Genomic DNA, 25,179 nt, shown 5'->3' on the forward strand with positions numbered 1-25,179 from the left:
AATGATGCTGATCACCGCATACCGCGAACGCCAGACGCGACACCACGAAAAAATACAACGACTGCTGAATTTCCTGAAAGAAGAGACGTACAGTGACTTTAAAACGCTGATGCTGCTGTTCGGCTTCAGGGATCATAAATCGCTGTATTCCCTTCTTTCAAAAGTCGAGGTAATGGGCTTAATACAAAAGCATGTCCTGGTATCGCGAACTATGAAAATTTCATTGTGGGGCATTACCAGTGACGGACTGGCCGTAGTGTTAACCCCCGACGATGCGCTTTTCCCGGCGCGGTTTGAGCCGTCAAAAATAACTGGCTGGACGCTGGAGCATCACCTTGATAATCAGTCAGCACGGATCATCCTTGAGCAAAAAGGCGCATCCGGATGGATAAACGGCGATCGCACAACCTTCCTCAGCAGTTATCAGGTCAGTCACCGCCCGGACGGGTTGATCACCCTCCCCGGCGGCACCGTGATCGCCATTGAGACCGAGCGCCGTCTGAAAACCAAAGCCCGTTACCAGTCGATCATCGCCAGCCATTTGCTGGCCCGGACCCGTAAAAACTGGATTTACGTTTTTTATATCGTGCCGGACCCGCAGAAAAAGCGCGGTCTTGAACGGCTATTTGACAGCATCAGGCACGTCATCGTTAACCATCAGCACATCCCGCTGGAAACCCGCCACCGGAATGTCTTCCGCATCTATACGCTCGACGAGTTGCAACGGCTCGATTTAGACCACGGCATATAGTTCTTCTGTATCACTTAAAGTCCCACCCCACCCAACCAGCAGCGCAACGACCGAAATAATACCCCTCGAAATACTCACCCAAATCAGAACAGACAGGACTCCAGAATGAAAAGAGAAACTGACCGACTTGTGGACGTAATGATCGAAATGAGCGCAAAAGCGCTGGTGACGTGGATGACGCATTCCGCATTGCACGACATACCGCGCGAAGCATTACTGGTTCGCGGCCACGATTTTGTGTATGCCCTGCACGCAAATTTTGTGCTGCTACGTGATGTTCTGTCAGAAACACTGGAAGATATTGAGCAGCAGAGTCATGGGCTAGAAGCAAGACTGGATAGCCTGGAACAGCGCCTTCAGACGCTTCAGAAAGATACTGACTTGTATTAGCTCAGACTTGACCTGGCACAACTACGACACAGGGCCAAACCTTATCTGACAGGCTGCTCTGGGCAGGTATAGTCATTCGAACCCTGAGAGTTACACAGTGAATGAAACGGATCTATAGCCATCTATCTGCGATTGTGATAATTATTAATTCCATACTTCTTAAGTAGGTATGGTAGAAAAATGAAAGGGAAGCTGCCTTTGTAAGCATGCCCAATACGGATGCAATAGTTTTGACGGGCGATTATTTTTGCCACAGTGAAACCTGCAGAAAAGCCTTTGCCGTACCCTATGTGCTGCCAGCGGGAAAATTTCCCCTAGCTAGTGGGAAGCGAATTGTTGACCTCTGACAAATCTTCGCCCGGAAAGAGCCGCTATTTATGTTCTTGTGGTTTTCACCTGGTGACGGAGAGGCCCGTTTTGTACGACATAATCCAGCGTATAGCCACATTGGATGATGATTTAGGACAGCTCTAGAGTAGTCATATCTGTGCTCACATGTGTGCTATTGCTTACAGATTACAACGATGTTCCTGCCATCCTGAATGGCAACCCAACCGCAAAAGTGCCGTAAAAGTGGAGCGCCAGTGAAATAATGAAGAACAAAACGCCTACATACGAAGATTATCGGAACCACACTGGACTCCATTATCATAGACTATGGAAAGCAACGGGAGACAACTGGATCTGCCCTGGGTGTGGACGCAGCAAATTTCAGATCATGAGATGGACCCTCAGATTCCCGAATACACCGGCCGCTTTTATGGATTGGGTTGCAGCGTTACACAAACACCACGACCATTCTACTGACTACATGGGTTTAGGCGTGTCTCGGTTTCCTGAAACACTAATTTGTGACCAGTGTAATTCAGCAGATGGAACAGTAAAAAGGATGCTTAAACTGCCGAAAAAATTCTCGTTCTCCCCCCAGGAAATGCGGATGTTCATAGAGGCGACACCACACGGGAAACATAAAATTAATTACGAGCGAGCACTTGATCTCTTCACGCTACTAATGAAAAGCAATGATCGTGGTTCACGAATGTTTTTTTAAAAAATTGAATTTAAGAACATAGTTAACTGGCTAAAAACAAATGGTACATATGGCAAACACTCTTTTTTTTGGTAATGGAATAAACAGGCTTTCTGAAAATCACGTCACCTGGAGTGATTTGCTGGATAATATAAAAGGCATCAACAAATTCGAAAGCGGGCAACTGCCAAACACTATGGTGTATGAACGAATCTTTCTGGAAAAACATGCGCCAGATAGAAGCGAAAAAAAAGATGAACTTGAAATAAAAAATGTTATAGCTAATGGACTGCGAGAACAAGGACCAAATGAGGTTCTTGAGGAGTTAGCATCATTACCCATTGAGCATTATCTTACTACTAATTATGATTACGCTTTCGAAAAGGCACTTAACATTTCGCCAGTAAAGCTCAGCTCAGAAGATATCTATAGCCTGAGAAGAAAGAGAATGTACGAGTCAGAGAACGATACAAAATTTCTCTGGAATATACACGGTGAAATAGATAACCCTAAATCCATCATGCTTGGGTTAGATCATTATTGTGGTTCAGTGAGTAAAATCGATGCATATGTTAAAGGTACGTACTCACATAAGATTAATGGTGTTGACGTTACTGTTAAGTCCATGTTAGACAAACTGAGGGATTTTTCATTTTGTCACACATCCTGGGTTGATCTCTTTTTCTCAAGCAATGTCCACATTCTCGGTTTTTCATTAGACTACAGCGAGACTGACATCTGGTGGTTGCTAAATAAACGAGCCCGCTTTTTATCTGAAGCAACAATAAATAACAAAATCTATTTTTATACCCATAACATTAGTGATGAAAAGAAAGGGTTGCTTGAAGCGTTCAGTGTCAAAGTTATTACAATTGAAGTAATAGGCGATAACTTCGAGGATATGTATTGGTCTGCTATCAAGAAAATAAACGCTAACTTCAATCAGGGTACAGCAAGCTAACTTAACACATTGTGATTAAAGGAATCAAAAATGAACATGATTTCGTACTGGAAAAATTCTAAACCATTCCATGAAGATGATGGGATGGTATTAATTTATGGTCACTATGATCATAAGCACGAATACAACGGCGGCACTAAAGAACTCGGCGTTCACTGGGATGGATATCCGCAGTCGCGTGGAATACTCAGTCCCTGTGTCATACCGGCTAACACACGTAATGCCATGCTCTCTGGCCTTTTGCACCAGGCGGTGACAAACGGTGATAAGCAGATGATGAATAACATTACTGAAGCAATTGAGTTCTTTAGCATCTAACATATAATCTTTCTCTGCATTCGATTGCAAACCTTATTCTGAGAGTAAACTTAGCAAGAGAAGACTGTCTATTTATTTTATGCATCCTGAGGAACTTACTGTTTAAGCAACCTTGGCTTTCACCGTCTAATCTAGGTTGCCAAGTCTGAATCGCCGCTTCTGGCTGTTGGTAAGCTTACTCCGACTTACAGGGGAAGCGACCCGTGCCCTGTCGATGAAGACTATTCAATTAAAGTATTGGTTCGTGTTAACAACTGCAAACGTCCGCTGTTCGCTCACAGCGAACCTTCTGCTCAGTTAGGTCGGCCGCTTCGTGCCAAAAGCAGACGTTAGTATGATGAATGTTTGAAACAGAACGGTTATTCATAGTCATCCAAAGTTCCATTGATTTCCCCTTGTTCAATCGAACCAAGTCCAAATTTTCCAACTAATACCTCACATTGCATAATTATTGAAACTGTCATACTCCGGCCAGGAACTCCTTCTTCCTTACGATGATGACCACTTGCATTTGCAGATAATTCAGCATGAAAACCATTATCAAAATCAAAGTGCTCAATACTAATATCTTCAATATTGTCAAAGAACGTATCTGACTCTGCAATAGCACCTGAAGTTCCATCACCATTAAATATATCGTATGGGTTTCTTTCAAATTCATCTTTGCATTCCTCAGCAAGATTATCACCAGCAATCAATTTGAAAGGCGCATCTTCAAACAGCATTTCAAAATGATTGAAGATAAGATCTGCTGAAAAATCTTCATTGTCTGAATCCTCATCCAATACTATCTGCTCAAGGCGTTTAGCTAACTCATCGTCATAATAAACGTACTCAACCTTCCCTAAGGTTTCATTGTTAAAGTTCTTATCGTTTAAAAGCTCTTCAAAATTTTCATAACCAAAAAGTGCAGCTACAATAGATCCTAATGCATTAAGAGAAATTTTTATAGCATCTTCACTTAAACTTTCTTCTATTTTTAACATTAAAAAATACGCGGATGGGAATCGGTGTGTAGCATGAGTAGCTCTAGCTTTGGCACTATCACTTTCGAATCTAATTTTTTCTAACTCGGCTTGTTTGTTCTTTTTTTCTAAATCTAATATCAATAAACTCGCTTTGCTTTCTGCTTCTTGTGTTTTTGCATCTTGTTCCTTGGCTTTTTCTTTCGCTTCTATGGTTTTTGCTTCTAAACGAGAACTCCTCTGTTTCATATGTCCCAGTATCTCATTTCGCTTATCTATATCTTGTTGAACCAACTGTTCCAAGAATTGTTTATTGGGATTGGCTTTTAGTTTCTCCTTGTTGAGGTTTTTTTGCTGATTAATCTTAATTAACTCTCTGTGAACAGCCTGCTTATGCAGTTGCTCATTAGCCCAGTGCTGGAGGAAATTAATAAATATTGACAACCATGGGAAAAGAAATAAATAACTAATGGCAATAACGAATGGAATGGTAAATACGAGATTCAATTCCCACTTCGGTGTCTCAGAAAGATAATTATAAAAAATACTAATGCGCTCAGTTACCTTTCCTTCTCCCCAGAAAAGTAGGGATAAGTGACTCCAATTACATACTACCCAAGAACATATAAACGTACCAATAAATGGATCATTTATTCTTGTTTTCGCATTCCCAGCTATTGAAGCGCAAATGTCATCTATTATTTTCATTTTATTCCAAAAAATGATTAGTAATTAATCAGTCATAACCTAGCAGACCTAAAACCTTATAGATATTATGATAACCTGCTTTTTGGTCAACTTCATCATCTATGCCTATGTTGGGTTAATCAGATTAACCTTTCCGATAAACAAGGTCCTAATTCACCGACCGTGTATGTCTGCTCTTCGCTCACACCGGACCTTCAACTCACTTAGTTCGTCCGCCATGTACCAAAAGCGGACTTTTCTAAGTCAGGACCGTATTAATTATTGGTGAGCAGATCAAAGCCCTTTTCTGCGGTGTGAGACACCTACAGACAAGCGAACTACTTCGAACCTTTTTACAAAGTTCGGACTGTTCACCATACCGGACGTAAAGACTGTATAAGTTCAAGATGAAGCCTTCCGCCGCAACTGAGAGGCTTCCCACTTTTTAGGCTGATATTGATATAGCCCCAGACTTACGCAAGCATCAATGGGGAGCAGGTCAGGCTTAATTCCCATTTTTCAAATTCAGGTAGTTACAACTATCTATTTGAATTAATGAGTTCGACTTTCTTTCTCGGCGGAGTTTAACAATATCCATGATGTTTGGTATTTGTTCTCTTACGAGAACCATTCCGGCTACAGGGATAAGAGCGGCCAGTAAACCGATTAGTCCTGCACCAACAGTAACCGTTACTCCTGCCAGACCAGCTCCGGTCGAAATGGCAGTGCTTAGTCCTAGCTGAGTCCACTTAATATTTTCTTCAAGCTTTAATTTCCAGTATTCATCTCTTAACTCGATTGCTTTATTCTGAATTTCTCTGGGACTGGCAGAAGGAAATGGGGGTGACGACCTAGAGTTGTCGATCAGAAAACGTCTAGTTTTATTTATAGCAGGCAGGGTTTCTCTCCTCATCTGGAGAATATCCTGCCAAGGTACATTCTCCAGTTCCTTCTCAAGAAAGGAAATATCTAATAGTTCGTGTTCAATGGCACTGTTTACGTAAGTATCAACATCTAGCAGGGAGTTCTTGTCCAGCAGTAACCTGCCAATTACCTTACTGTTTATGTCATCGAGAGCAACAGGATTCGCGCCTAAAGAGCTGGCCATAGATAGAGATTTCAGCGCCCGACCAACTCTTACCTGCGAGAGCATTTGCGTTGAACGAGACATACTGTAATGGTCTAATCATTTCGGACACTTTGTTAGAGATATAATGAGCAACGCTAACGAGGTGAAAATGCGAAGAAAAACGTTTACCCATGAGTTCAAGCAGGAATGTGTCAATTTGGTTCTGCAGCATAAGTACCCGGTGACCCAGGCTGCTGAAACGATGAATATAGGCCTTTCAACATTACAACGCTGGTTACGCCAATATCGCGGAGAAGTGAGGGGAGATACTCCCATCGCCACCGCGATCACGTCTGAACAACGACGAATACAGGAACTTGAAAAGCAGGTACGTCAGTTGCAAAGCGACAATGACCTGTTAAAAAAGGCTTCAGCCTTCTTCGCCATGGAAATGAACAACGACAAAAAGTCGCGGTGAAGCTGAAGAAGGCCGGGGCAAACATCCAGCAAGTATGTCGATGCCTGTCGCTCACGCGCAGTGTATTTTACGCCCGAAGCCGGCGGCCAGCCCTCAGAGCAAATGTTCTGATGCTTCATGCGGCGGCTAAGCATGTTCATGCTGAAATGGATGCGACGTATGGCAGTCGGCGCATGTGTATTGAGCTGCGTGAACAGGGTTTTAACGTTGGCCGATACCGTGTCCGTCAGATAATGAAGACCCTGATGCTGGTTGCGAAGCGTCCCGGACGTCATCGCTATCCACGTGGTGGTAAACCGGCTGTAGTGGCGGCTAATCTGTTGAATCGACAGTTTAATCCAGAGACATTAAATACCTGGTGGTCAGGTGATATCACCTATCTTCGTACCGCTCAGGGCTGGTTATATCTGGCTATTGTCATGGACTTATGTTCAAGAAAAATAGTGAGTTGGGCCTTCTCGGACAAACCGGACAGCGCCCTGACTATCCGGGCATTACGACTGGCGGTTAATAAACGACGGCCAACAGGCCCAGTCGTATTCCATAGCGATCAAGGTGCTCAGTATACTAGCGCCCAGTTCCAGTCCTGCCAGCAGGAACTTGATGTGACGGGCAGTATGAGCCGCAAGGGTAACTGTTTGGATAATGCCGTTACGGAGAGGTTCTTCCGCAGCCTGAAAGCAGAGAGAGTTAACTACCGTCGCTATGAAACCCGAAGTCAGGGCATTGCGGACGTTATCGATTATATCGACAGTTTTTATAATCTGAAGCGTCGGCATTACCGGCTGGGCAATATATCGCCGAATGAATATGAACGCCGATTACAACAATGTGCCTAAATCCGTGTCCGGTTTTAGTTGACCATTACAGTCGGTTGGAAAAAGTGGATCGCAGAGTCCGCGGGTCGCCAGTTCATTGACGATTTGCAGAAGGCCAACCCGAGGAAGGTGACGTGCCTGGGCTTCGGAGCGATACGACCCGCCTCCGAAACAGTCGAACACCACGATTTCGAAAGTATCTGTCAGATATGTGGTCAGGCTCTGGATGAAGACAGTTTTTCCAACACCGCCGTCAGCATGGAGGAATACGGGAAGATTGCTGGCTTCGATCTCGTCTTTGACATCTTGCGAGGCGCTGCGCTCAACGACATCACCAACATCAACAAACCGCGTATCCGCTGGAAATAACTGATCCTCATCACATTCAAGAGCATCGAGGATATCTTCACGCCTGATAGAATTCTTGCCCTGCCCCTCGATTTGCGACTTCTCTCGGACAAGCTCTACGAGTGCAAACAGCCTCCTTGCAGCCAGTCCGCTTGAGTCAGCCGACCAATCACTGATTGTTCGTCGCAAGAATCGGTTCTGCGCAGGCAAATCATTTGTTGCAGCGCGAAACTCGATGAGCAGGAAAATGTCCTCCGCTTCGACCTTCTCTTCCTTGCACCAGGTTTTGAGGTACTCAAGTTGCTTCTTGGCGCTATTGGACCCCGGTGCGCGACCCGATTTCAAGCACGCGATAGCATCCCAAAGCTCACCAGAAAATTCTGCATTCGTCACGAACCCGAATGACAGTTTCTTCGCTATGTCTTCATCCGAAATGCTAGCCTTAAAGTTTCGCAGTGTTGCGGCGAATTTCTTGATCGTTTTTTTCAGATAGGATGATGTGACGGGCTCGGAAACTTCCTTGTATTTGAACTGCAAAATCTGCTGGGCTGTGCAGGTTTCGAAAGTATCTCCATTGCCATAATAAAGAACAAGGTCAGCTATATCCTCTGCCTCCTTTCCAAGCTTTAGATCTTCGTTAGGGGATAGGCCTTCGATCACTATCGCGAAAAGATTATCCTTCGGGAACACAAGTTGAAGAGCTCGCCGCGCTGTCCACCGTTCATGAAAAGTGTGTCCCGCACGTGATACTCTGACTTTGTCTACGTTCCTTACTGCTATATTCATAGAAATCTTGACCCTTAAAAATTATTTGATTTCACCATATCCACGTTTAGAGACCCAAGCCAGAACATAATATTGTAACTACTTGAATACTTTGAACGTCCGCTATTGGCGCAGACTGTGTGAAAACCCTTGCCAAAAAATTAGGGCGCGTGTCTACGCAAAATATGAAATTGCTCAATTGGTTAGTTAGGGCCAAATTTTACACACGAGCACGGTTTTTAGCTCTATTTTCGGCAGTCTCTCTTTGACCAAAAACCTTTTCACACAACATATGCACAGAACAGGCTCCCAGGTATTTTCTCGGGTACAATTCCACTATGAGGACAGAAACAACACTACCCTCGTAAATATAACCATAGTAACGATTACCAAATGAACGTAGACCGCTCAAATCAATTTATGTAACCCGGCCTATTGGTGGTCACTTTGGTGGTCTTGACAAGAGCCGAATTCAGGTTTAGCTTTTTATTCAGCCAGTTATTGGCAAAGGCGATCCCAGTCAGAGGAGCCAAATTAGAAAAGCTCGCTTAGGAAACTAAGCGGGCTTTTTGCTTTTGTTTTTTTGATCGTTTTTGTGTGTTACTGGCCGAAGCCTCTTCTCTAAGCCTGCCGATACGGCAGTGAACAGTTATAAAATACACATAACTTGCTGATGGTAAAAGAAAAATAGACTGCGAGGGTAAAAAAGGCTTTTTTAATACTCTCGACAAATCCTGTATAAAATCAATACGTTAGTGTTGGCCGAAAAAAGAGGGTTAAAAATAGAGAATGGTGGCGATGATGCTGCAACCATAAACACTAAACCTTCCTGTAATCAGAATTTTCTGCAACTCACCTTGCTCAATAAATAACAAGAAGTGTAGTGTACTAAACTGGCTTTTTAGCCGTAAAAAAAGCAGATTACACCACTGCTAATGGCGGTTTGGAATACGTTATTTTGCTTCGTTTGCCGTTATCCACCAGCCTATATTTGGATTGATCCTGTGCGGCTATTATCGTACCAGGCCGACATTTTGATATGTTAATTGTTAGATATCCTGGAAATTACAACGTTGTGTGCAACGGAGACATCCGTACAAAAGTGCGAGATGAATATTAGTCGACGCGAAGGAATATGAATATGGCTGAGTTTCAGGATCCGTTTTTCACCAGCACATCAGAAGACGTGGAAGCCGAATACGTTTGTGGTGTTGAGGCCTTACGGGCAGACGATTGCAACGCTGCAAGTAGACACTTAGGCAATGCTGCTCGGGGAGGTCACGTTTCGGCATTATTCAATCTTTCTCTTCTTTGGGGGTCAGGCAGTGTGACACCCTATGATTTCGATCTGGCGGCAGACTGTTGGTATAAAGCAGCGGAAGCCGGTCATCCTCGAGCCAAAGCTATTCTCTGGCAGTTGGAGGCAGCGGATCGAGGTGGATTTGGAGCAAATAATCTCGCTAAATTTGCCAAAGACGCGAATTCTGGGGATAGCCTGATATATTCGATAATGGTTTGTGCCGCCCGCTTTTATGATGTGATTTGCCGAAAATACGGCGCTACGGTGGACGTTATCGCTTATGAATTGGATGCAGCCACAATGAGCAATTTTGATTTCGTTCATTCATTCGTCAAGCGAACTGGCATAAACAAGGACTTCTACGAAGGGGGTTTGAACCGGTTAAAACCCGATTCAGCCGCGGATCAAATCGTTGATGGCCTAAATCAGTTACATGCTGCGATGAGATCGTCAGGTGTAAGTGAAAAGCTCGCTGCCATGGCCCGTTGCTCTATCGTGGGACATATCATTGCAAAATCACCCTACGGAGATCATTCTCAGCCGCTTCGCGGTATAGATACGTTCTTTATCGAGGATGCAGGATTATTAGCTGAATCACGCGAGAGTCATGCCAACGAAATGGACTTATCTGCCAGGAAGCGGGAGTCTCAGGTCGAGCAAACTCAGAGACAAATCGCAGTTAATCTTGAGCAGATGGGGGCATCGGTCCTCCTCATAACGCAATCAGGGAAAGTCGTTATGACGGCAGACAGCTTGCAAGACCGACCACGCAATTGGTTTGGTGGGAAGGTCATGGAGGTCATGATAAGCCGCCCAGGCTTAGCCCCGTATTTCATCTATTATGAGAACGACGAGTACTACTACAACATGTCTGGGCCTGCTCAGCAGTCCTTTTCCAACGCTCAAGGCTACAACAACTATCGCAGTAACGTATCGCAAGCCCTATGCATGTATTTGGTGGTACACCTGATAGCAACACAGGGCAACGATATAAGTCATCCTGAGATGTCATTCAGTCACAACAGAATACACACAAATGTCATCGCCTACGTTGATAGGCTGAATAACTGGTACCCCATTCAACACAACTCGGCAGAATCAAACTCAGCGACAGAACGCAAGGTCGCACAAGTTAATAGGGGCGAGATCGACATTACTGATGTTATTGCCGTTCATCATACATCTCCCTCATAGATTAACCGCGGTTGCGGGGAATAGCCTTTACCGGCAATTCCCCGAACTGATCCAGACGTGCGCGGCTATCTTCCTGAGTTACTGTCCGGTGGGTTGATACCCTGCCACTCCGGTTTATTCGGCATGCCCGCGTCGTCTAACACTCTATAAAATGAACTTCATAAAACTATAAATAAAAGGCTGATTATTATAATGAAGCCACTTTAGGCATTGGTTTTGCGTTCAAATACCTAAAGTGTTACTGAAAATAATTCTTTATTGTCTTCTGTTCATTTCACTGCTTGCCAAAATAAAAGGACCAATACCTTTATTGTCGTTGGTAACCTTTTTCTGAGTACCTAGGTTCTCTTTCAGGATGAGAACATGCGCGAATGGCATCAAATCGCCTTAATAACTTTATGCCGAAATGGTTAATAAAAATCACTACTGTTAAGCGTCAGCCAGCACATTGAGATGGTTTTACAACTACCAAATTAAAAAAGCCCACTTAAGCAACCTCAAGTGAGCTTTTTACTATTTAATCTGCTAATAAGCCCTACAACTCCAGGCTTACACGACCCTCCCCCTATTTACGATTAAGGATACGGAGAAAATCCTGTTTATTTGAGATTAATGAGAGCGCATTGGCAATAATTTCATCACTAAAAATCGAGGCTACATCTTTTAACACATCAATATGCTCTTTTTCTTTAGCAATAACCCCAATGGCAATAAACATAACATTACTTCTATTCCAGATGACACCATCAGGGAATTGAAAAATTTCAACACCGGTTTTAACAATGGTATTTGTGGCTGATTTAGGCAGATGAGGTAAGGTAATACCATTCCCCAAGAATGTAGAGACTTGTTGTTCTCTTTCATTAAGAAAAGAGATACAGTCTTGGTTAATATAACCTTTTAATTTAAACTCTTTTCCTATCATTGCTAAAACTTCAGCTTTATTTTTTGCATGACATCCTAAGTGTAGGTTATCAACGGTAATATTATCTATCATTATCTGTCCCCTTTGCGATATGATCTTTTTTATCTCATATAAAAATTATGTTATTAATTACCGGCAGACAGTTCTTCTTCAAGTTGTTCTAATGATTTATTGGATGTTTCTGGTAAGGCGGTAATCACAAAGATAATCGCCAGATAGTTGATAAGAGCAAAAATCAAGAAGACCGGACCTAAGCCAAGTTTCGCCTGAAGCACGGGGAACAAGTAACTCACAATGGCATTCATGATCCACATGAAAAATACTGAGATCCCCATAGATAGGCCACGAATCTTTAATGGGAACAGTTCTGCTAATACGACCCAAGTCAGAAAGCCCATCGTACCCTGCATGACCCCGACAAACAGTGCACCCAGCAACCAAATAACAGTTGCCTTTATTTCACCAACCAGATAATAATCCGCACCAGCAATAATCAAGTGCAGCGTTGCCATCAGGGCAAAACCATACACAATCAGTGTTTTCCGTTTAAAACGATCAACCAGGAACATAACCCCAATAACCATCCCCCCGACAGAAAAAACGCCATTTAACACGTTACAGATTAGCGACATTCTTTCCGAGAATCCGGCAGTTTTTAATATTTCCGTACCATAATACATAATGACGTTAACACCGGTAGTTTGCTGTAAAGCTGCCCAGGCAATACCTACCAAAATTAATTTTAAGATCCACGGTGTTTGAAAAATAATAGCCAAATCATTTTTAGCATACAATTTCTTTTCTTTTTCGATATCAATCAACGCTACGATATCATTAAATTCTTTAATAGCCCGTGGCTCAGGGCGAATTTGTTTTAAAATTACTAATGCCTCTTCCCGCCTATTTTTACTGATCAACCAACGGGGGCTTTCTGGCGAACGCCACATTCCCACTAACAAGCAAATAGCAGGGATAGTTTGAACCAATAGCATATAACGCCAGACCTCAGGTAGATGGCCCCAGGCAATACCAATTACCGCATTTACTGCAAATGCTGCTAATTGTCCAATAACAATGGCAACTTCATTCAACCCGGTAAGTTTGCCCCGCATTTCTGTCGGTGCAACCTCGGATATAAATGTAGGTGCAGTAACCGATGCCCCGCCTACCGCGTAACCAAGCAAAAATCTGGCAATTAAAAGAGTGGTGATATTAGGTGATAATGCACACAATAACGCACCAAAGAAAAAAACGAAGGAGAGATAGAGCAGGTATTTTCTTCGACCAAAAAAGTCAGCCAATTTTCCGCCAAAAACACTACCAATGGCGGCACCGACCAATAGTACACTCATTACCAGGCCCACTGTCGTCGGCGTCAGGGCCATATTTTCTTTCAATGAAGAAAATGCACCATTAATAACACCGGTATCATAACCAAAGAGCAAGCCACCAAATGTAGCGACTAATGTTATTTGATGTAATCGTTTTCTCTGTTGTGCATTGAGATTCATCATTAACGACATATCATTACCTTTTTATTTGATTATCCATTTAATGTCAAAAAGGGTTTCAAAAAACAAAAGTAACTCCTTCTCCACCTTAAAACATGGAGGTGATGAAGAACTTTTTGACACTCTGATTTATTAATAAGATAAATGCAGTTATTGAAGACAAATAAGCTTTATTCCAGAGTCCGATATTATATGATTCTTGCTACGGTTTTTATTTTGCATGATCCTTTTGCGCTCCCAATTTTTAAAATGTACCGATTACCATGGTGGTACTGGTAATACGTTATATTTTGCTACCCCGCCTCAACCGACGTCCCAGCTCCTCATTCTGCTGACAGCACAAACAAAGGTTGCGGCCTGAAACCAACCGACGGCTTGACTGCAATAATCACCACCAATCAATCCAACACTGACTTCTTTCATCTATATCCTCCTGACGAGACAAAAATAGACTATCAATGAATGCTCGCTAGCGGTTTCTGGCGATCCTCAACTGGCGTTATCACTGATAAGTATGTTAACTCACTGTGACACAACATATCATTTTTATTGAAATTAAAATTCTATATCGATCACAACATGGCATTATAATTTCATTTTTGGTGAGGGGAATTTCAGGTAATACAGGTATCTCATCATCAAAAATACAATTATCTCACTGATATATAAGTAATATTATACTTAGAATAGATAACGGCACTGATGCGTTATTCACGCTATAATTACAAAAAAATTTACAATTTTGTGACTTAGATAACTATATTATTTCAAAATAAGCCATCAATAGAATAAAATATTTCATTGGTTTTTGACGACTCTAAGTATCAATTTTGGGTGTGATGTTGGTCTGAGTCTGGATTTGTGGCGGGGTTGCGGGCGTCAAAAAAGAAAAGTGATCAAGATAATTGATGAGAAAGCCCCGTATAGCTAAGGTTGGGCGGGGCTTTCGCTATTTGATAGTCTGTTCTGTGAGCTGTTTTCTTTTACAGTGCATAAAAAATCAATACGGCAATACCACCGAATAATATCCATTTAATCAAATAATAGATCCTACGATTCCAGGCTTTCAACCGTTTCCCCACCTTGCGCACTGCATAGATGTATTTAAACATACGATTGACACCACCGGTACGATCCCCCTCTTCGTTGGGGGCTGTGGCTGCACTCATTAAATTGCGCCCCAACCAGTGGTTAATCCATTGCGCCCAGCGGTAACGCATTGGCCGCTCAATATCACAAAACAGGATCAGCCTATTCTGCCCACTCTGATTCTCGGCATAATGAATATAAGTTTCATCAAATAAAATGCCTTCACCGTCACGCCAACTGTAAGTGGTGCCATCAACATCAATAAAACAGCGGTCATCATTCGGGGTGATTAAACCAAGGTGATAACGTAAAGAACCGGCATAAGGATCACGATGCCGAGGCAGGCGGCTACCGTGCGGTAATTCAGCAAACATCGCTGCCTTTACCGAAGGTAATTCGCGTAATAACGAGGTGGTATAAGGGCAAAGTGTCATCGCCGAGGGATGGCTATCTTCATACCATTTCAGATAAAAACGTTTCCAGCCAGTTTTAAAAAACGAATTAAAACCCGCATCATTATATTTATCCGATGCTTTGATTTGCTGGATTTCCATCAGCGCCTTACCTTCATCCCTGATTTGCTGCCAGTTTTCACGCAGCACGGTCAATTCAGGGAAGAGATCCTGCTTTAAATAGGGCGTGGTGGGTACCCGTGAAAACAGATACATAAACACATTGATTGGTGAAACAAATGTCGAATGATCTGAGACCTGACGCCAGAACTTGTAGCGAACTTTGCCACGAAAATGCACATAGACTACACATAAGATAAAAGCGAATAGCACTATATATTTCATGATGTCCTATCAAATAAATATGGTTGATAGTCAAATATTTAGTCTATATCGATTGAAATTTCCAACTTAAAAAAATAAAAAGTTATTACAACAAGTGACTAGCCCCAACTTAGTAAGCAATAAATGTTTGAATATCACTGTCATTAACAGTGAAACATCCCGTAAAAATGCGGCCTGCTGGGAAGTCACTGCTGAGATCGCGTAATAGCTGCAACTCAAAACGCCCTGATGCCATGGAATAACTCAGGAAACGGGCCTCCAGGAAGTCAAAATAACGCCCTAGCTGTGGATACACCGCTTTAAATAGACTCTCTTTGGCTGAAAAAGCCAATGTCAGTAAATGGTTGAATACTAATGGGCCTTCCTGAAGATCGCGGTACTCCTGCTCACTAAGGATTCCGGGCCATAGATCATTCGCCCTTTCAACTGCAATCAGGCTTTCAATATCTAGCCCAACACCGTGGACATGGGCACTTTGATCAGAATACTCTGTAGCCGGCGTTATAATTTGCGCAGTGCACAGAGCACGTTGGTTGTTATGACTGATGCTGCCAATCAAACCGGCGGGCCATAGTGGCGCGCGATCTAGCCCATTCGCTAACGGATAATTGCGTACTTCAAGCATATTCAGCACTTGTCGGGCGACAAAACGGCCCGCCAGGTATTCGGCACGCCGTTTTGCCACTGCTTTTTGTAAACTGCCGGGAAAGGCAATGCCATAAGCAGCAAACAGCTCATCCCGGTATTCATTGACATCAAAATCACATTTTGCCAACAGGCCGTGAAACAATGGCTGGCCATTTAAACCGCTGGCTGGCAGTGCGGCAAAGGTAAAGTTACGAATAAATACCGACGTCACGCGTTATCCTAATCATCTGGATTCATAGGCCTTTATAATAGTAGTTAACCCACAGCACCACAATATCCGAACCTATCCCGATGGCTAAAACACATCAGTGAAAGCAAGTTGCTACCAAAAGCCAAAACACCAATCCCATCAACAAATAACCCAATACGACTTAATTCATTATGAAATGTCACTTCACAATTATTGAAACGCAGTTCCTGACGTTTCTTTTTCTGTGACAATGGTCAATTTAAAAGAAAAAGTAAACAGCTAGGTTAATTACCAGAGGGATAAAGGAATAACCTTTTTTTATATATTGATATATCCGTCAGGTTACAGGTTACAGATACGCACCTGCTGCTTGAATTCTATTGGGTATATACCTATCCCATTATTAAAAATAATCCATTTTATCTTTTGTATAGCGACTTCTGGAGAACACTGAATGAAATTCCCAAAGCCTTTGCCCACACTGTGCCTGGCTATTTCTGCCATATTATTTAGTCAAATGGCCTCTGCTCAACAAATTAAAGCTGCCGATGTTCATCCCAAAGATTATCCTAATGTTGTTGCTGTTAAAAATATGGGTGACAAACTAAAGACCGCAACGGATGGTCGCCTGGAAATTAAAACATTCCCAGGTGGCGTCTTAGGTGATGAAAAGCAAATGATAGAACAGGCTCAAATGGGAGCAATTGATATTATTCGTGTTTCTATGACCCCTGTTGCCTCTATTCTGCCGGAGATCAGTGTCTTTACCCTGCCCTATATGTTCCGCGACGAAGACCATTTACATAAAGTTATTGATGGTCAAATCGGCCAAGAAATCGGTGATAAAATCACTAACAATAAGAACTCAAAATTGGTATTTCTCGGCTGGATGGATGCGGGTACCCGTAATCTGATTACCAAAGAACCGGTGGTTAAACCAGAAGACCTCAAAGGTATGAAAATCCGCGTTCAGGGCAGCCCGATTGCACTGGCTACCCTTAAGGCCATGGGTGCCAACTCACTCAGTATGGGTGTAAGCGAGGTATTCAGCGGGATGCAAACCGGGGTGATTGATGGTACCGAAAATAACGAACCGACCTTTATCGCCCACAATTATCTGCCGGTTGTCAAAAACTATACCCTGAGCGGCCATTTTATTATTCCTGAGCTGTTCCTTTATTCCAAAACAAAATGGGATAAATTATCTGCTGAAGATCAACAAACTATTCTGAAATTGGCCAAAGAAGCACAGGCTGAGCAGCGCGTATTATGGCAAGCCTATGTGCAGCAATCCCATGACAAAATGAAAGCCGGTGGCGTGCAATATCATGAAATGGACCATGACTATTATTATAAAGCCACTCAACCCGTTCGTGATGAATTCGGTAAGGATCATCAAGAACTGATCAAGCAGATTGCAGCCGTGCAATAACATCTTTCCGACAGTATTAAATATTTTAATACTACTGATATTTACCCAAGGTCATGGGGGTTGTAGCCAATGACCCTGGGTACACTGAGGTCTCCGCTATGGCTCGCTATTATCTATCAACGATGGATGCGTTATATCGCCTGTCAATTTGGGTCGCTGGTATTGCCTTAATCATTATGGTTGTGGTTATCCCTATGGGGATATTTGCCCGTTATGTGGCGTTGTTGAATAAATCGAACTTTTGGCCGTAGTTAGGATCAGATCACCACACTCCTGATCCTGCAGCGATATCACGTGGCAAAACAAAAGTTCAAAATCACCAACTGGGCCACCTACAACAAGGCGCTTGTCAATCGGGGCTCACTGACATTCTGGCTTGATGAGTCGGCCATTCAGGCATGGTATGACGAGCCCAACACGTCTTTACGCGGTCGTCCGCAACGTTATTCTGAGCTGGCCATTTCAACCGTTCTGATGCTCAAACGCGTTTTTCGCCTCACACTTCGCGCTGCGCAGGGATTCATTGACTCCATCTTTACCCTAATGAAGCTCCCGCTCCGTTGCCCGGATTATTCCTGCGTCAGCAGGCGGGCTAAATCCGTCAGCATCCCTTTCAAAAACCCAACACGCGGTGAAATTGCCCATCTGGTTATCGATTCCACCGGCTTAAAAGTCTTCGGTGAGGGTGAGTGGAAGGTGAAAAAACACGGCCAGGAAAAGCGCCGCGTCTGGCGGAAACTGCACCTGGCGGTGGATGCTGATACGCATGAGATTATCTGCGCTGACCTGTCCCTAAACAACGTGACTGATGCAGAGGCATTCCCGGGGCTTATCCGTCAGACGCACAGGAAAATCAGGGCTGCCTGTGCCGACGGGGCTTATGACACAAAGCGGTGCCACGACGAGTTGCGGCGCAAGAAAATTAAGGCGCTTATCCCGCCGCGAACGCGCGCCGGCTACTGGCCGGTGGAGTATGCCGACAGAAATCAGGCGGTGGCGAGGCAACGGCTTACTGGGAGCAATGCGTACTGGAAATGGCACACGGCTTATAACCGGCGTTCAGTGGCCGAAACGGCGATGTACCGCGTAAAACAGCTGTTTGGTGGGCATCTTACGTTGAGGGATTACGATGCGCAGGTTGGAGAAACTATGGCCATGATCCGTGCCTTAAACAAAATGACGCGTGCAGGGATGCCAGAAAGTGTGCGGATTGCCTGAGGAAGTCAGTGACGAGAGGCGCTTTTATCTAAATCCGAATTATTCAACAAAGCCCCGTTATGTCCAAAACGATGGCTTATCCTGGCCAGAACCCGTCGCCATATTATGTATGGTGACATTTACTTTTATTGGTGCTGCCGCCAGTTATCGTTCTGGTTCACATATTGCTGTCAGTATGGTCACTGATCGGCTCTCTGAGACCGGTAAAAAAGTATGCCTGTTATTGGTTGATTTGCTGATGGTGCTGATAAGCCTGTTTATTTTGGTCTATAGCTACATTCTGTGTAGCGAGCTTTGGTCACAACCAGTGGCTGAGTTCCCATTACTGACAGCAGGACAAAGCTATATTCCTCTGCCAATCGGCTCCGCGATTACGCTGATGTTTATCATCGAGCGGCTATTTTTTGGCCCGCAGACCCACCGCCCGGTAGTGATGATCGGCAATTCATAATTTGGGGAACTTTGCCTTATGGACGCATTTATTTTAGTTTTTACGCTGGCAATCTTGCTGGCTATTGGTGTCCCGGTGGCTTATGCCGTCGGTTTAAGTGCCATCGCCGGTGCATTTTGGATTGATTTACCGTTGGAAGCGGTGATGATTCAAATCACCAGTGGCGTCAATAAATTCTCATTACTGGCCATTCCGTTCTTTATTCTGGCGGGGGCCATTATGGCCGAAGGTGGCATCGCACGGCGGCTGGTGAGTTTCGCCTATATTTTCGTTGGTTTCATCCGTGGTGGTTTGTCGCTAGTTAACATTGTGGCTTCAACATTTTTCGGTGCCATTTCAGGATCATCAGTGGCAGATACCGCCTCCATTGGCTCGGTAATGATCCCGGAAATGGATAAAAAAGGCTATCCGCGTGATTTTGCCGCCGCAGTCACCGCCAGTGGTTCAGTGCAGGCGATATTGACCCCACCCAGCCATAATTCGGTGATTTACTCACTGGCAACCGGCGGCACCGTATCCATCGCGGCACTGTTTATTGCCGGGATTTTACCGGGCTTGCTGCTCAGTTTTACCCTGATGTTAATGTGTGTCGGCTTTGCCTATAAGCGAGGTTACCCTAAAGGTGAACGAGTGCCGTTCCGTCAGGCGCTCAAAATCTTTGTCGATACATTATGGGGGTTGATGACGGTGGTCATCATCATGGGAGGAATTCTTTCCGGGGTATTTACCGCCACAGAATCTGCCGCGATTGCCTGTTTGTGGTCATTCTTTGTCACTATGTTTATCTATCGCGACTATAAATGGTCCGAATTGCCTAAACTGATGTATCGCACAGTAAAAACTGTCACTATCGTGATGATTTTAATAGGTTTTGCCGCCAGTTTCGGCGCTATCATGACCTACATGCAGTTGCCAGAACGTATCACTGAATTCTTTACCTCGGTTTCTGATAACAAATACGTGATTCTGATGTGTATCAATATCATGCTGCTGCTGATTGGCACCTTGATGGATATGGCACCGCTGATTTTGATCCTAACACCGGTACTGATGCCAGTGACCAATTCATTAGGTATTGATCCGGTCCATTTCGGTATGATTATGTTGATCAATTTGGGAATTGGTCTGATCACTCCCCCGGTGGGGTCGGTGCTGTTTGTCGCCAGTGCGGTGAGTAAACAGAAGATTGAACAAGTGGTGAAAGCGATGTTGCCGTTCTACGGCGCACTGTTCCTGGTGCTGATGTTGGTCACTTATATTCCTGAAATATCACTGTGGCTGCCAAGGGTATTTGGCGTGTACACCGGCTGATAAACCGATAATCATGAGTCGGGCCGCTGACCGGCCCTTCTCACGGTTACTTTGTCATCAATACCACAGGCTCATGATTGGCCAGCCCACCAGCAGCAACATTGAGATGTAGAACACCCCCATGATGCCACCCAGCCGCCAATAATCTTTCGATTTCACATAACCACAGCCATAGATAATCACACCAGGGCCAGTCGCATACGGCGTCAGGACACCCATGATCCCAATGGATAACACCAGCAGCATAGATAAATGTTCCATCGGCACACCACTTAAACCTTTACCGACCGCCAAAATAACCGGCAGCATGGTTGCCGTGTGGGCAGACAAGCTGGCAAACAGATAATGAGAGAAATAGAACACCAATACTAGCGCGACCACCGTCATATTCGGCGAGAAACCATCCAAATGGGTACTCATGGTATTGGCGAACCAATCAATGAAGCCCGACCGCGTTAAGCCATTGGCCATCACCACTAGTGTGGCCAGATTGACCAGCGTGTTCCAGGCACTTGAGTATTTAGTAATGTCTTTCCACGACACCACATGCAGTGCCAACATCAGGGATACTGCCAGCAACCCTACCGCCGTCGCATCAATGAATTTACCGCCAAACACCCATAAGCACAGGCTCAGCAGCACCAAACCAATTAGGATTGCTTCCTTGCGCGTTAACGCCCCCATCTCAGTCAGTGCTGTTTGCGCCCAAGCCGCTACCTCATCGCTTTTGGTCACGCCGGGTTTATACAACACATAAGAGAGCCAGGGTGCCACTATCAGTAAAATTAACCCAACGGGCAGGAACGCCAAAAACCACTGCATCCAGCCAATATGGACACCGGCAATTTTATTGACAAACTCGATACCCAGCACGTTAGGTGCCGCGCCAGTGACAAACATGGAGGAGCTGATACTGGTCCCGATCACCATCATCCACATTAGGTACCCCCCGATACGCCGTGACGACGGATCATTGGGGAATGAATCAAACAGGGGTGGCAGATTTTTTACTACCGGGAACACTGTTCCCCCGGTACGGGCAGTATTTGATGGTGTAAAGGGTGCCAACAGAATATCTATAATAACAATGGCATAACCCAACGTCAGGGTACGTTTGCCCATGAATTTCACCATGAACAGGGCGATACGGCGGCCAAGTCCGGTGGCTTCATAACCCAGCGCAAAGATAAATGCCCCAAACACCAGCCAGACAGTGGTACTGGAGAACCCGGCCAGCCCCCATTTTAAAGACTCTTTACCGCCGTTAAAGCTGGCATCAGCCACTTCAGCCGCACTAAATAGCACCCAATCTGAACTCAGTACACATATCGTCACGGCGATAAAGCTTATCGCGGTGGCTGGAATCGGTTCTAAAATCATCCCAACAATCATGGCGACAAAAATCGCAAAATAGCGCCAGGCTTGAGGTGGCATTCCTTCCGGGGTGGGAATCAACAGCAGAACAGCCAGCACCACAAAAGGCGCGAGCGCTTTCCATAATTTCTCTTGCGACTTCAACATAGAGATACTCCTATAGCTGTTACTGGTTCAATAACAACGCTATTATTTTTGTGAGGGAGATGATGAGGGAACTGCGCCAGAAACCAGGTTAGGATCAGCAGGTCAGCACTGCCGCCGGGACTAAGGTTGCGGGCGATACATTGGGTATCAAACATTCGCACCCGCCTCAGGCTGAGAGGAGAACCCATCCCTGCCGATGCGAGTGAAGCCAGAATCTCTGTCGCCTGCTGTTGCAGCCATTGCAGCCCGGCCATACCGCCACGGGATACCACATTGGTATCGCGGTTGACGGACATCAAAATCAGCAAAGTGTGCAATAAGGCATGGTCGGATTCCGCCCCGTTAACTAATAAGCGTTGGTAAGCCGGCAAGGCATAATTCAACACGGTAGCGAAGCCAGATTCGGCCTCGCCGCGTGCGCCGGTCAGGCCATAGTGATTGAACAGCCGTTGGCCCGCCGTTTGTTGTGGATTGGATTGACACAACTCACGCTCTGTCAGCCCAGAGCACAGACGCGCCGCCTCCTGGCAAATAGCATCAGCGCTAATCCATTCACCTCGCGCTTTCAGCCGCCCCAACGCACAGCAAATTAATCCCAGCGAAAAAACGCTACCTTTATGGGTATTCACCCCCCCAGTGGCGTGGAACATACTATTTTCACACGCCAGTCCCAGCGGTCGCAGGCTGTTCAGTGCTGCCTGCCCACCAAGCTGAGCGTGGTTGATGCCCTGTTCTATAAAGCGCGGGAGCCACGGCGCAATAGCATCAGCACTGTGATAAAAATCGATCAGCGCCATATCCTTATGTGCACCACAATTGAAGCGATCCACCAGGCCCGGTTTCGGTGTCAGATTCACCTCTGCCAGCATGGCGCGATACGCCAGTGCGCCATATTTTTTGGCAAAGTCAGAGGAGGCGACAGGTGATTGAGCCGCCCTGTTGTCAGTGCGTTGCAGTTGTGGCATTGAGCATCAACTCCATCTGAACCAATAGTTGGTCAATACTGTGGGTTTGCGCGCGGGCACAGACATTGGCTGGACGGTGACAAAGCAGACAGCGGCGCGGCGCTAACCCCACATCACGGCGCGATAAGATTTGCCCCGATGCATCAAGCACATCGATATCCCATAACCGGCCCTGCGGGTGCTTTAGCTCAAGTAACAACGCGGCGTCCTTCACCTGTTCCGCAGGTAAATCCACCGCAATCAAACCTTCACAGCCGGTCGGCAGTGGAAAAATCTCTTGCTGCAACACTGGCCAACACTGCTGTTGACTTAGCGAAGTGATCGCCTGCCATGCCAATGCAAATAATTTGCGCGTCAATGGGTTATCTTTCACCGCACCGGGTGCCACCAACGTCAGTGAAATCAGCGTCATCCGATGGCGAGCCAGCCACGCCTGTTGTCTGCTCTGACGGGACTCACGGCTGGTAAGTAACTCCGGTAAGCTGATGGGCCGGTTGGCCGCTAACGCAGGAGAGAGAGTGTTCATCGCCTACTCCTGTATTTGATGCACAACGTCAATTACTGAGCCGTCGCGATAGCGCACCACCGCTACGACGCGATCAGTAAATGCAATAGGTTGTGGCACGCCAGTCAGCAGTAACGCGCGCTGATGCAGCCATTCGATGGTGACTACGGCTAAACCGGCTTGCTGTAAGCGTTCTGCCAATTCGGGCCGGGCTGGATTAACCGCAATACCATGATCGGTCACTAAAATATCGACGCTGGAGCCGGGCGTCACACAGGTGGTGACATCATTGACCAGCGTCGGGATCCGGCCACGAACCAAGGGAGCGACGATGATAGAGAGTCGGGCGGCCACCGCCGTATCGCAATGGCCGCCAGAGGCACCGCGTAACACGCCATCCGAGCCGGTCAGTACATTGACGTTAAAACGGGTATCAATCTCCAGAGCACTGAGCACCACCACATCCAGTCGGTCGACTGACGCACCTTTCGAACTAAAATTGGCGTATTGATTGGCACTGATTTCGATGTGACGTGGATTACGGGCCAGTGAGGAGGCAGCCTGCCGGTCAAAGCTTTGCACATCCAACAACTTGGTAATCAGCCCTTTTTCGTGCAGTTCTACCATTGTTGAAGTAATGCCACCGAGGGCAAAAGCGGCAGTAATGTTGCGCCGCAGCATTTTATCCTCAAGGAAGCGCGTCACTGCCAGCGATGCCCCGCCGGTCCCGGTCTGCAAAGAAAATCCATCGATAAAATAGCCAGAACCGGCAATCACCTCGGCAGCTCGGCGGGCGATCAGTAACTCACGAGGATTCGAGGTCATTCGGGTGGTATCAGCACCGATCTTGTCGGCATCACCGACCTTTTCAACCTGTACAATCAGGTCAACTTGATCTTGGGTAATACTGGCTGGATGATGGGGATAGGTCACCACCGCTTCTGTCAGCAATACCACACAGTGTGCATATTCTGCATCGACTCTGGCATAGCCCAACGAGCCACAACAGGCATTACCGCTAAAGCCATTGGCGTTACCAAATTCATCACAGGCCGGTACGCCGATAAAGGCAATATCGATAGTCAGTTCGCCGGATTCAATCAGATTAACCCGGCCACCGTGGGAGTGAATCTGTACGGGTTTAGCCAGTAACCCACGAGAGACCTCCTCTGCCAACGGCCCGCGCAGACCAGAGGTATAGATCTCACTGACCACCCCATTGCGGATATGATCCACCAGCGGTGAATGGCAGTCGCTCAGCGAGCTGGAGGCCAGACGCAGATTTTTGAATCCCATGGCGGCAATGGTATCCATCACCAGATTCAGGGTTAAATCACCAGCACGAAAAGCATGGTGAAAGGAGATAGTCATGCCATCTTGCAACCCGCAACGGCGGATAACTGTCTCCAGTGAGTCACATATTTTGATATCACGGGGTTTCTGCGCCTGTAAATTCGCTTTCGAGGTGTTTTGATACAGGTGGTACGCCGGGCCGTTATCCTGAGTGCGACTTAAGCTTTCTACTCGTTGTTGCCTATTCAT

Annotated in this window: 22 protein-coding genes and 2 pseudogenes; 12 read left to right on the forward strand and 12 right to left on the reverse strand. The window is 45.5% G+C overall.

What is annotated here, in order from left to right; genetic code table 11:
• Positions 1-4: 4 nt before the first annotated feature.
• The 4 genes from mobC to V2A84_RS10365 all read left to right on the forward strand — a co-directional run bounded on the left by mobC (position 5) and on the right by V2A84_RS10365 (position 3,450).
• Entirely contained in the window at positions 5-751 is a 747-nt protein-coding gene (gene mobC / locus V2A84_RS10350; protein ID WP_442849125.1) for a MobC family replication-relaxation protein, read from the forward strand.
• Between the two features lie 105 nt (positions 752-856).
• Entirely contained in the window at positions 857-1,141 is a 285-nt protein-coding gene (locus V2A84_RS10355) for a hypothetical protein (protein WP_442848795.1), read from the forward strand.
• A gap of 1,100 nt (positions 1,142-2,241) precedes the next feature.
• Complete coding sequence (locus V2A84_RS10360; protein WP_410014850.1) at positions 2,242-3,132, forward strand: SIR2 family protein; 891 nt, start codon at positions 2,242-2,244, stop codon at positions 3,130-3,132.
• Between the two features lie 30 nt (positions 3,133-3,162).
• The gene (locus tag V2A84_RS10365; protein ID WP_410014849.1) at positions 3,163-3,450 is read left to right on the forward strand and encodes a hypothetical protein; all 288 of its coding nucleotides are present in this window, start codon (positions 3,163-3,165) and stop codon (positions 3,448-3,450) included.
• 359 nt (positions 3,451-3,809) lie between these two features.
• Here V2A84_RS10365 and V2A84_RS10370 read toward each other — a convergent pair whose 3' ends face one another.
• Together V2A84_RS10370 and V2A84_RS10375 are read right to left on the reverse strand one after the other, a co-directional pair.
• On the reverse strand, positions 3,810-5,123 hold the full coding sequence (locus tag V2A84_RS10370) for a hypothetical protein (RefSeq protein WP_442848796.1): 1,314 nt from the start codon (positions 5,121-5,123) through the stop codon (positions 3,810-3,812).
• A gap of 484 nt (positions 5,124-5,607) precedes the next feature.
• Entirely contained in the window at positions 5,608-6,210 is a 603-nt protein-coding gene (locus V2A84_RS10375) for a hypothetical protein (RefSeq protein ID WP_442848797.1), read from the reverse strand.
• 106 nt (positions 6,211-6,316) lie between these two features.
• Between V2A84_RS10375 and V2A84_RS10380 the strand changes: the two genes are divergently transcribed.
• Both V2A84_RS10380 and V2A84_RS10385 read left to right on the forward strand, forming a co-directional pair.
• Positions 6,317-6,649, forward strand: coding sequence for a transposase (locus tag V2A84_RS10380; protein ID WP_442848610.1), 333 nt, complete (start codon positions 6,317-6,319; stop codon positions 6,647-6,649).
• Positions 6,646-7,488: an IS3 family transposase gene (locus tag V2A84_RS10385; protein WP_442848611.1), complete on the forward strand. Its 843-nt coding sequence runs from the start codon at positions 6,646-6,648 to the stop codon at positions 7,486-7,488. The genes V2A84_RS10380 and V2A84_RS10385 overlap by 4 nt, the downstream gene beginning before the upstream one ends.
• On the opposite strand, the gene V2A84_RS10390 is transcribed toward V2A84_RS10385, so the two are convergent.
• Positions 7,471-8,601, reverse strand: coding sequence for a hypothetical protein (locus V2A84_RS10390; RefSeq protein WP_442848798.1), 1,131 nt, complete (start codon positions 8,599-8,601; stop codon positions 7,471-7,473). The genes V2A84_RS10385 and V2A84_RS10390 overlap by 18 nt on opposite strands.
• A 755-nt stretch (positions 8,602-9,356) precedes the next feature.
• The gene (locus V2A84_RS10395) at positions 9,357-9,500 is read right to left on the reverse strand and encodes a type I-F CRISPR-associated endoribonuclease Cas6/Csy4 (protein ID WP_442849126.1); all 144 of its coding nucleotides are present in this window, start codon (positions 9,498-9,500) and stop codon (positions 9,357-9,359) included.
• Between the two features lie 221 nt (positions 9,501-9,721).
• Here V2A84_RS10395 and V2A84_RS10400 point away from each other — a divergent pair, with 221 nt between their 5' ends.
• Positions 9,722-11,074 (forward strand): hypothetical protein, encoded by a 1,353-nt coding sequence (locus tag V2A84_RS10400; RefSeq protein WP_442848799.1) that lies wholly within the window; start codon positions 9,722-9,724, stop codon positions 11,072-11,074.
• A 565-nt stretch (positions 11,075-11,639) separates the two neighbouring features.
• On the opposite strand, the gene V2A84_RS10405 is transcribed toward V2A84_RS10400, so the two are convergent.
• From V2A84_RS10405 to V2A84_RS10420, 4 genes are all read right to left on the reverse strand, one after another.
• Positions 11,640-12,071 (reverse strand): PTS sugar transporter subunit IIA, encoded by a 432-nt coding sequence (locus V2A84_RS10405; protein WP_442848800.1) that lies wholly within the window; start codon positions 12,069-12,071, stop codon positions 11,640-11,642.
• 53 nt (positions 12,072-12,124) lie between these two features.
• Positions 12,125-13,522, reverse strand: a complete 1,398-nt coding sequence (locus V2A84_RS10410; protein ID WP_442848801.1) for a sugar porter family MFS transporter — start codon at positions 13,520-13,522, stop codon at positions 12,125-12,127.
• Between the two features lie 971 nt (positions 13,523-14,493).
• Positions 14,494-15,396 (reverse strand): lipid A hydroxylase LpxO, encoded by a 903-nt coding sequence (gene lpxO, locus V2A84_RS10415; RefSeq protein WP_442848802.1) that lies wholly within the window; start codon positions 15,394-15,396, stop codon positions 14,494-14,496.
• Between the two features lie 109 nt (positions 15,397-15,505).
• Positions 15,506-16,255, reverse strand: coding sequence for a 4'-phosphopantetheinyl transferase family protein (locus tag V2A84_RS10420; protein ID WP_083159209.1), 750 nt, complete (start codon positions 16,253-16,255; stop codon positions 15,506-15,508).
• 433 nt (positions 16,256-16,688) lie between these two features.
• Here V2A84_RS10420 and V2A84_RS10425 point away from each other — a divergent pair, with 433 nt between their 5' ends.
• The 5 genes and pseudogenes from V2A84_RS10425 (at position 16,689) to V2A84_RS10445 (ending at position 20,646) form a co-directional block, all read left to right on the forward strand.
• Entirely contained in the window at positions 16,689-17,666 is a 978-nt protein-coding gene (locus V2A84_RS10425; RefSeq protein ID WP_102970435.1) for a TRAP transporter substrate-binding protein, read from the forward strand.
• A 98-nt stretch (positions 17,667-17,764) separates the two neighbouring features.
• Positions 17,765-17,914: pseudogene (locus V2A84_RS10430) on the forward strand (TRAP transporter small permease); the annotation flags it as partial.
• A gap of 46 nt (positions 17,915-17,960) precedes the next feature.
• Entirely contained in the window at positions 17,961-18,884 is a 924-nt protein-coding gene (locus V2A84_RS10435) for an IS5 family transposase (protein ID WP_226717630.1), read from the forward strand.
• Positions 18,885-18,939: 55 nt separating this feature from the next.
• Positions 18,940-19,335, forward strand: a pseudogene (locus V2A84_RS10440) (TRAP transporter small permease); the annotation flags it as partial.
• Positions 19,336-19,353: 18 nt separating this feature from the next.
• Positions 19,354-20,646 carry a TRAP transporter large permease gene (locus V2A84_RS10445; protein ID WP_019080904.1) on the forward strand — a complete coding sequence of 431 codons (1,293 nt, stop codon included), beginning with the start codon at positions 19,354-19,356 and terminating at the stop codon, positions 20,644-20,646.
• A 57-nt stretch (positions 20,647-20,703) separates the two neighbouring features.
• Here the strand turns inward: V2A84_RS10445 and V2A84_RS10450 are convergent, their stop codons facing one another.
• Genes V2A84_RS10450 through citF form a run of 4 tightly spaced genes read right to left on the reverse strand, consistent with a single transcriptional unit; the run spans position 20,704 to position 25,179 of the window.
• The gene (locus V2A84_RS10450) at positions 20,704-22,167 is read right to left on the reverse strand and encodes an anion permease (protein WP_083159211.1); all 1,464 of its coding nucleotides are present in this window, start codon (positions 22,165-22,167) and stop codon (positions 20,704-20,706) included.
• Positions 22,161-23,132, reverse strand: coding sequence for a triphosphoribosyl-dephospho-CoA synthase CitG (citG, locus tag V2A84_RS10455; RefSeq protein WP_372568958.1), 972 nt, complete (start codon positions 23,130-23,132; stop codon positions 22,161-22,163). Before citG ends, V2A84_RS10450 begins: the two co-directional genes overlap by 7 nt.
• Positions 23,110-23,658: a citrate lyase holo-[acyl-carrier protein] synthase gene (gene citX, locus V2A84_RS10460; protein ID WP_442848803.1), complete on the reverse strand. Its 549-nt coding sequence runs from the start codon at positions 23,656-23,658 to the stop codon at positions 23,110-23,112. The genes citG and citX overlap by 23 nt, the downstream gene beginning before the upstream one ends.
• Before the next feature lie 3 nt (positions 23,659-23,661).
• Entirely contained in the window at positions 23,662-25,179 is a 1,518-nt protein-coding gene (citF, locus tag V2A84_RS10465; protein WP_442848804.1) for a citrate lyase subunit alpha, read from the reverse strand.

It is taken from the genome of Yersinia sp. 2553 StPb PI, from assembly GCF_052217105.1.
GTDB lineage: Bacteria > Pseudomonadota > Gammaproteobacteria > Enterobacterales > Enterobacteriaceae > Yersinia > Yersinia enterocolitica_E.

Excerpts from the sequence above, each read along its gene's own strand:
- V2A84_RS10425 (WP_102970435.1), top strand. The coding sequence starts at position 16,689 with ATGAAATTCCCAAAGCCTTTGCCCACACTGTGCCTGGCTATTTCTGCC.
- V2A84_RS10355 (WP_442848795.1), top strand. The coding sequence starts at position 857 with ATGAAAAGAGAAACTGACCGACTTGTGGACGTAATGATCGAAATGAGC.
- V2A84_RS10400 (WP_442848799.1), top strand. The coding sequence starts at position 9,722 with ATGGCTGAGTTTCAGGATCCGTTTTTCACCAGCACATCAGAAGACGTG.
- V2A84_RS10405 (WP_442848800.1), bottom strand. The coding sequence starts at position 12,071 with ATGATAGATAATATTACCGTTGATAACCTACACTTAGGATGTCATGCA.
- citX (WP_442848803.1), bottom strand. The coding sequence starts at position 23,658 with ATGAACACTCTCTCTCCTGCGTTAGCGGCCAACCGGCCCATCAGCTTA.
- V2A84_RS10450 (WP_083159211.1), bottom strand. The coding sequence starts at position 22,167 with ATGTTGAAGTCGCAAGAGAAATTATGGAAAGCGCTCGCGCCTTTTGTG.
- V2A84_RS10370 (WP_442848796.1), bottom strand. The coding sequence starts at position 5,123 with ATGAAAATAATAGATGACATTTGCGCTTCAATAGCTGGGAATGCGAAA.
- V2A84_RS10445 (WP_019080904.1), top strand. The coding sequence starts at position 19,354 with ATGGACGCATTTATTTTAGTTTTTACGCTGGCAATCTTGCTGGCTATT.
- V2A84_RS10380 (WP_442848610.1), top strand. The coding sequence starts at position 6,317 with ATGAGCAACGCTAACGAGGTGAAAATGCGAAGAAAAACGTTTACCCAT.
- V2A84_RS10365 (WP_410014849.1), top strand. The coding sequence starts at position 3,163 with ATGAACATGATTTCGTACTGGAAAAATTCTAAACCATTCCATGAAGAT.
- citF (WP_442848804.1), bottom strand. The coding sequence starts at position 25,179 with ATGAATAGGCAACAACGAGTAGAAAGCTTAAGTCGCACTCAGGATAAC.
- mobC (WP_442849125.1), top strand. The coding sequence starts at position 5 with ATGCTGATCACCGCATACCGCGAACGCCAGACGCGACACCACGAAAAA.
- V2A84_RS10360 (WP_410014850.1), top strand. The coding sequence starts at position 2,242 with ATGGCAAACACTCTTTTTTTTGGTAATGGAATAAACAGGCTTTCTGAA.
- V2A84_RS10410 (WP_442848801.1), bottom strand. The coding sequence starts at position 13,522 with ATGTCGTTAATGATGAATCTCAATGCACAACAGAGAAAACGATTACAT.
- V2A84_RS10375 (WP_442848797.1), bottom strand. The coding sequence starts at position 6,210 with ATGGCCAGCTCTTTAGGCGCGAATCCTGTTGCTCTCGATGACATAAAC.
- lpxO (WP_442848802.1), bottom strand. The coding sequence starts at position 15,396 with ATGAAATATATAGTGCTATTCGCTTTTATCTTATGTGTAGTCTATGTG.
- citG (WP_372568958.1), bottom strand. The coding sequence starts at position 23,132 with ATGCCACAACTGCAACGCACTGACAACAGGGCGGCTCAATCACCTGTC.
- V2A84_RS10390 (WP_442848798.1), bottom strand. The coding sequence starts at position 8,601 with ATGAATATAGCAGTAAGGAACGTAGACAAAGTCAGAGTATCACGTGCG.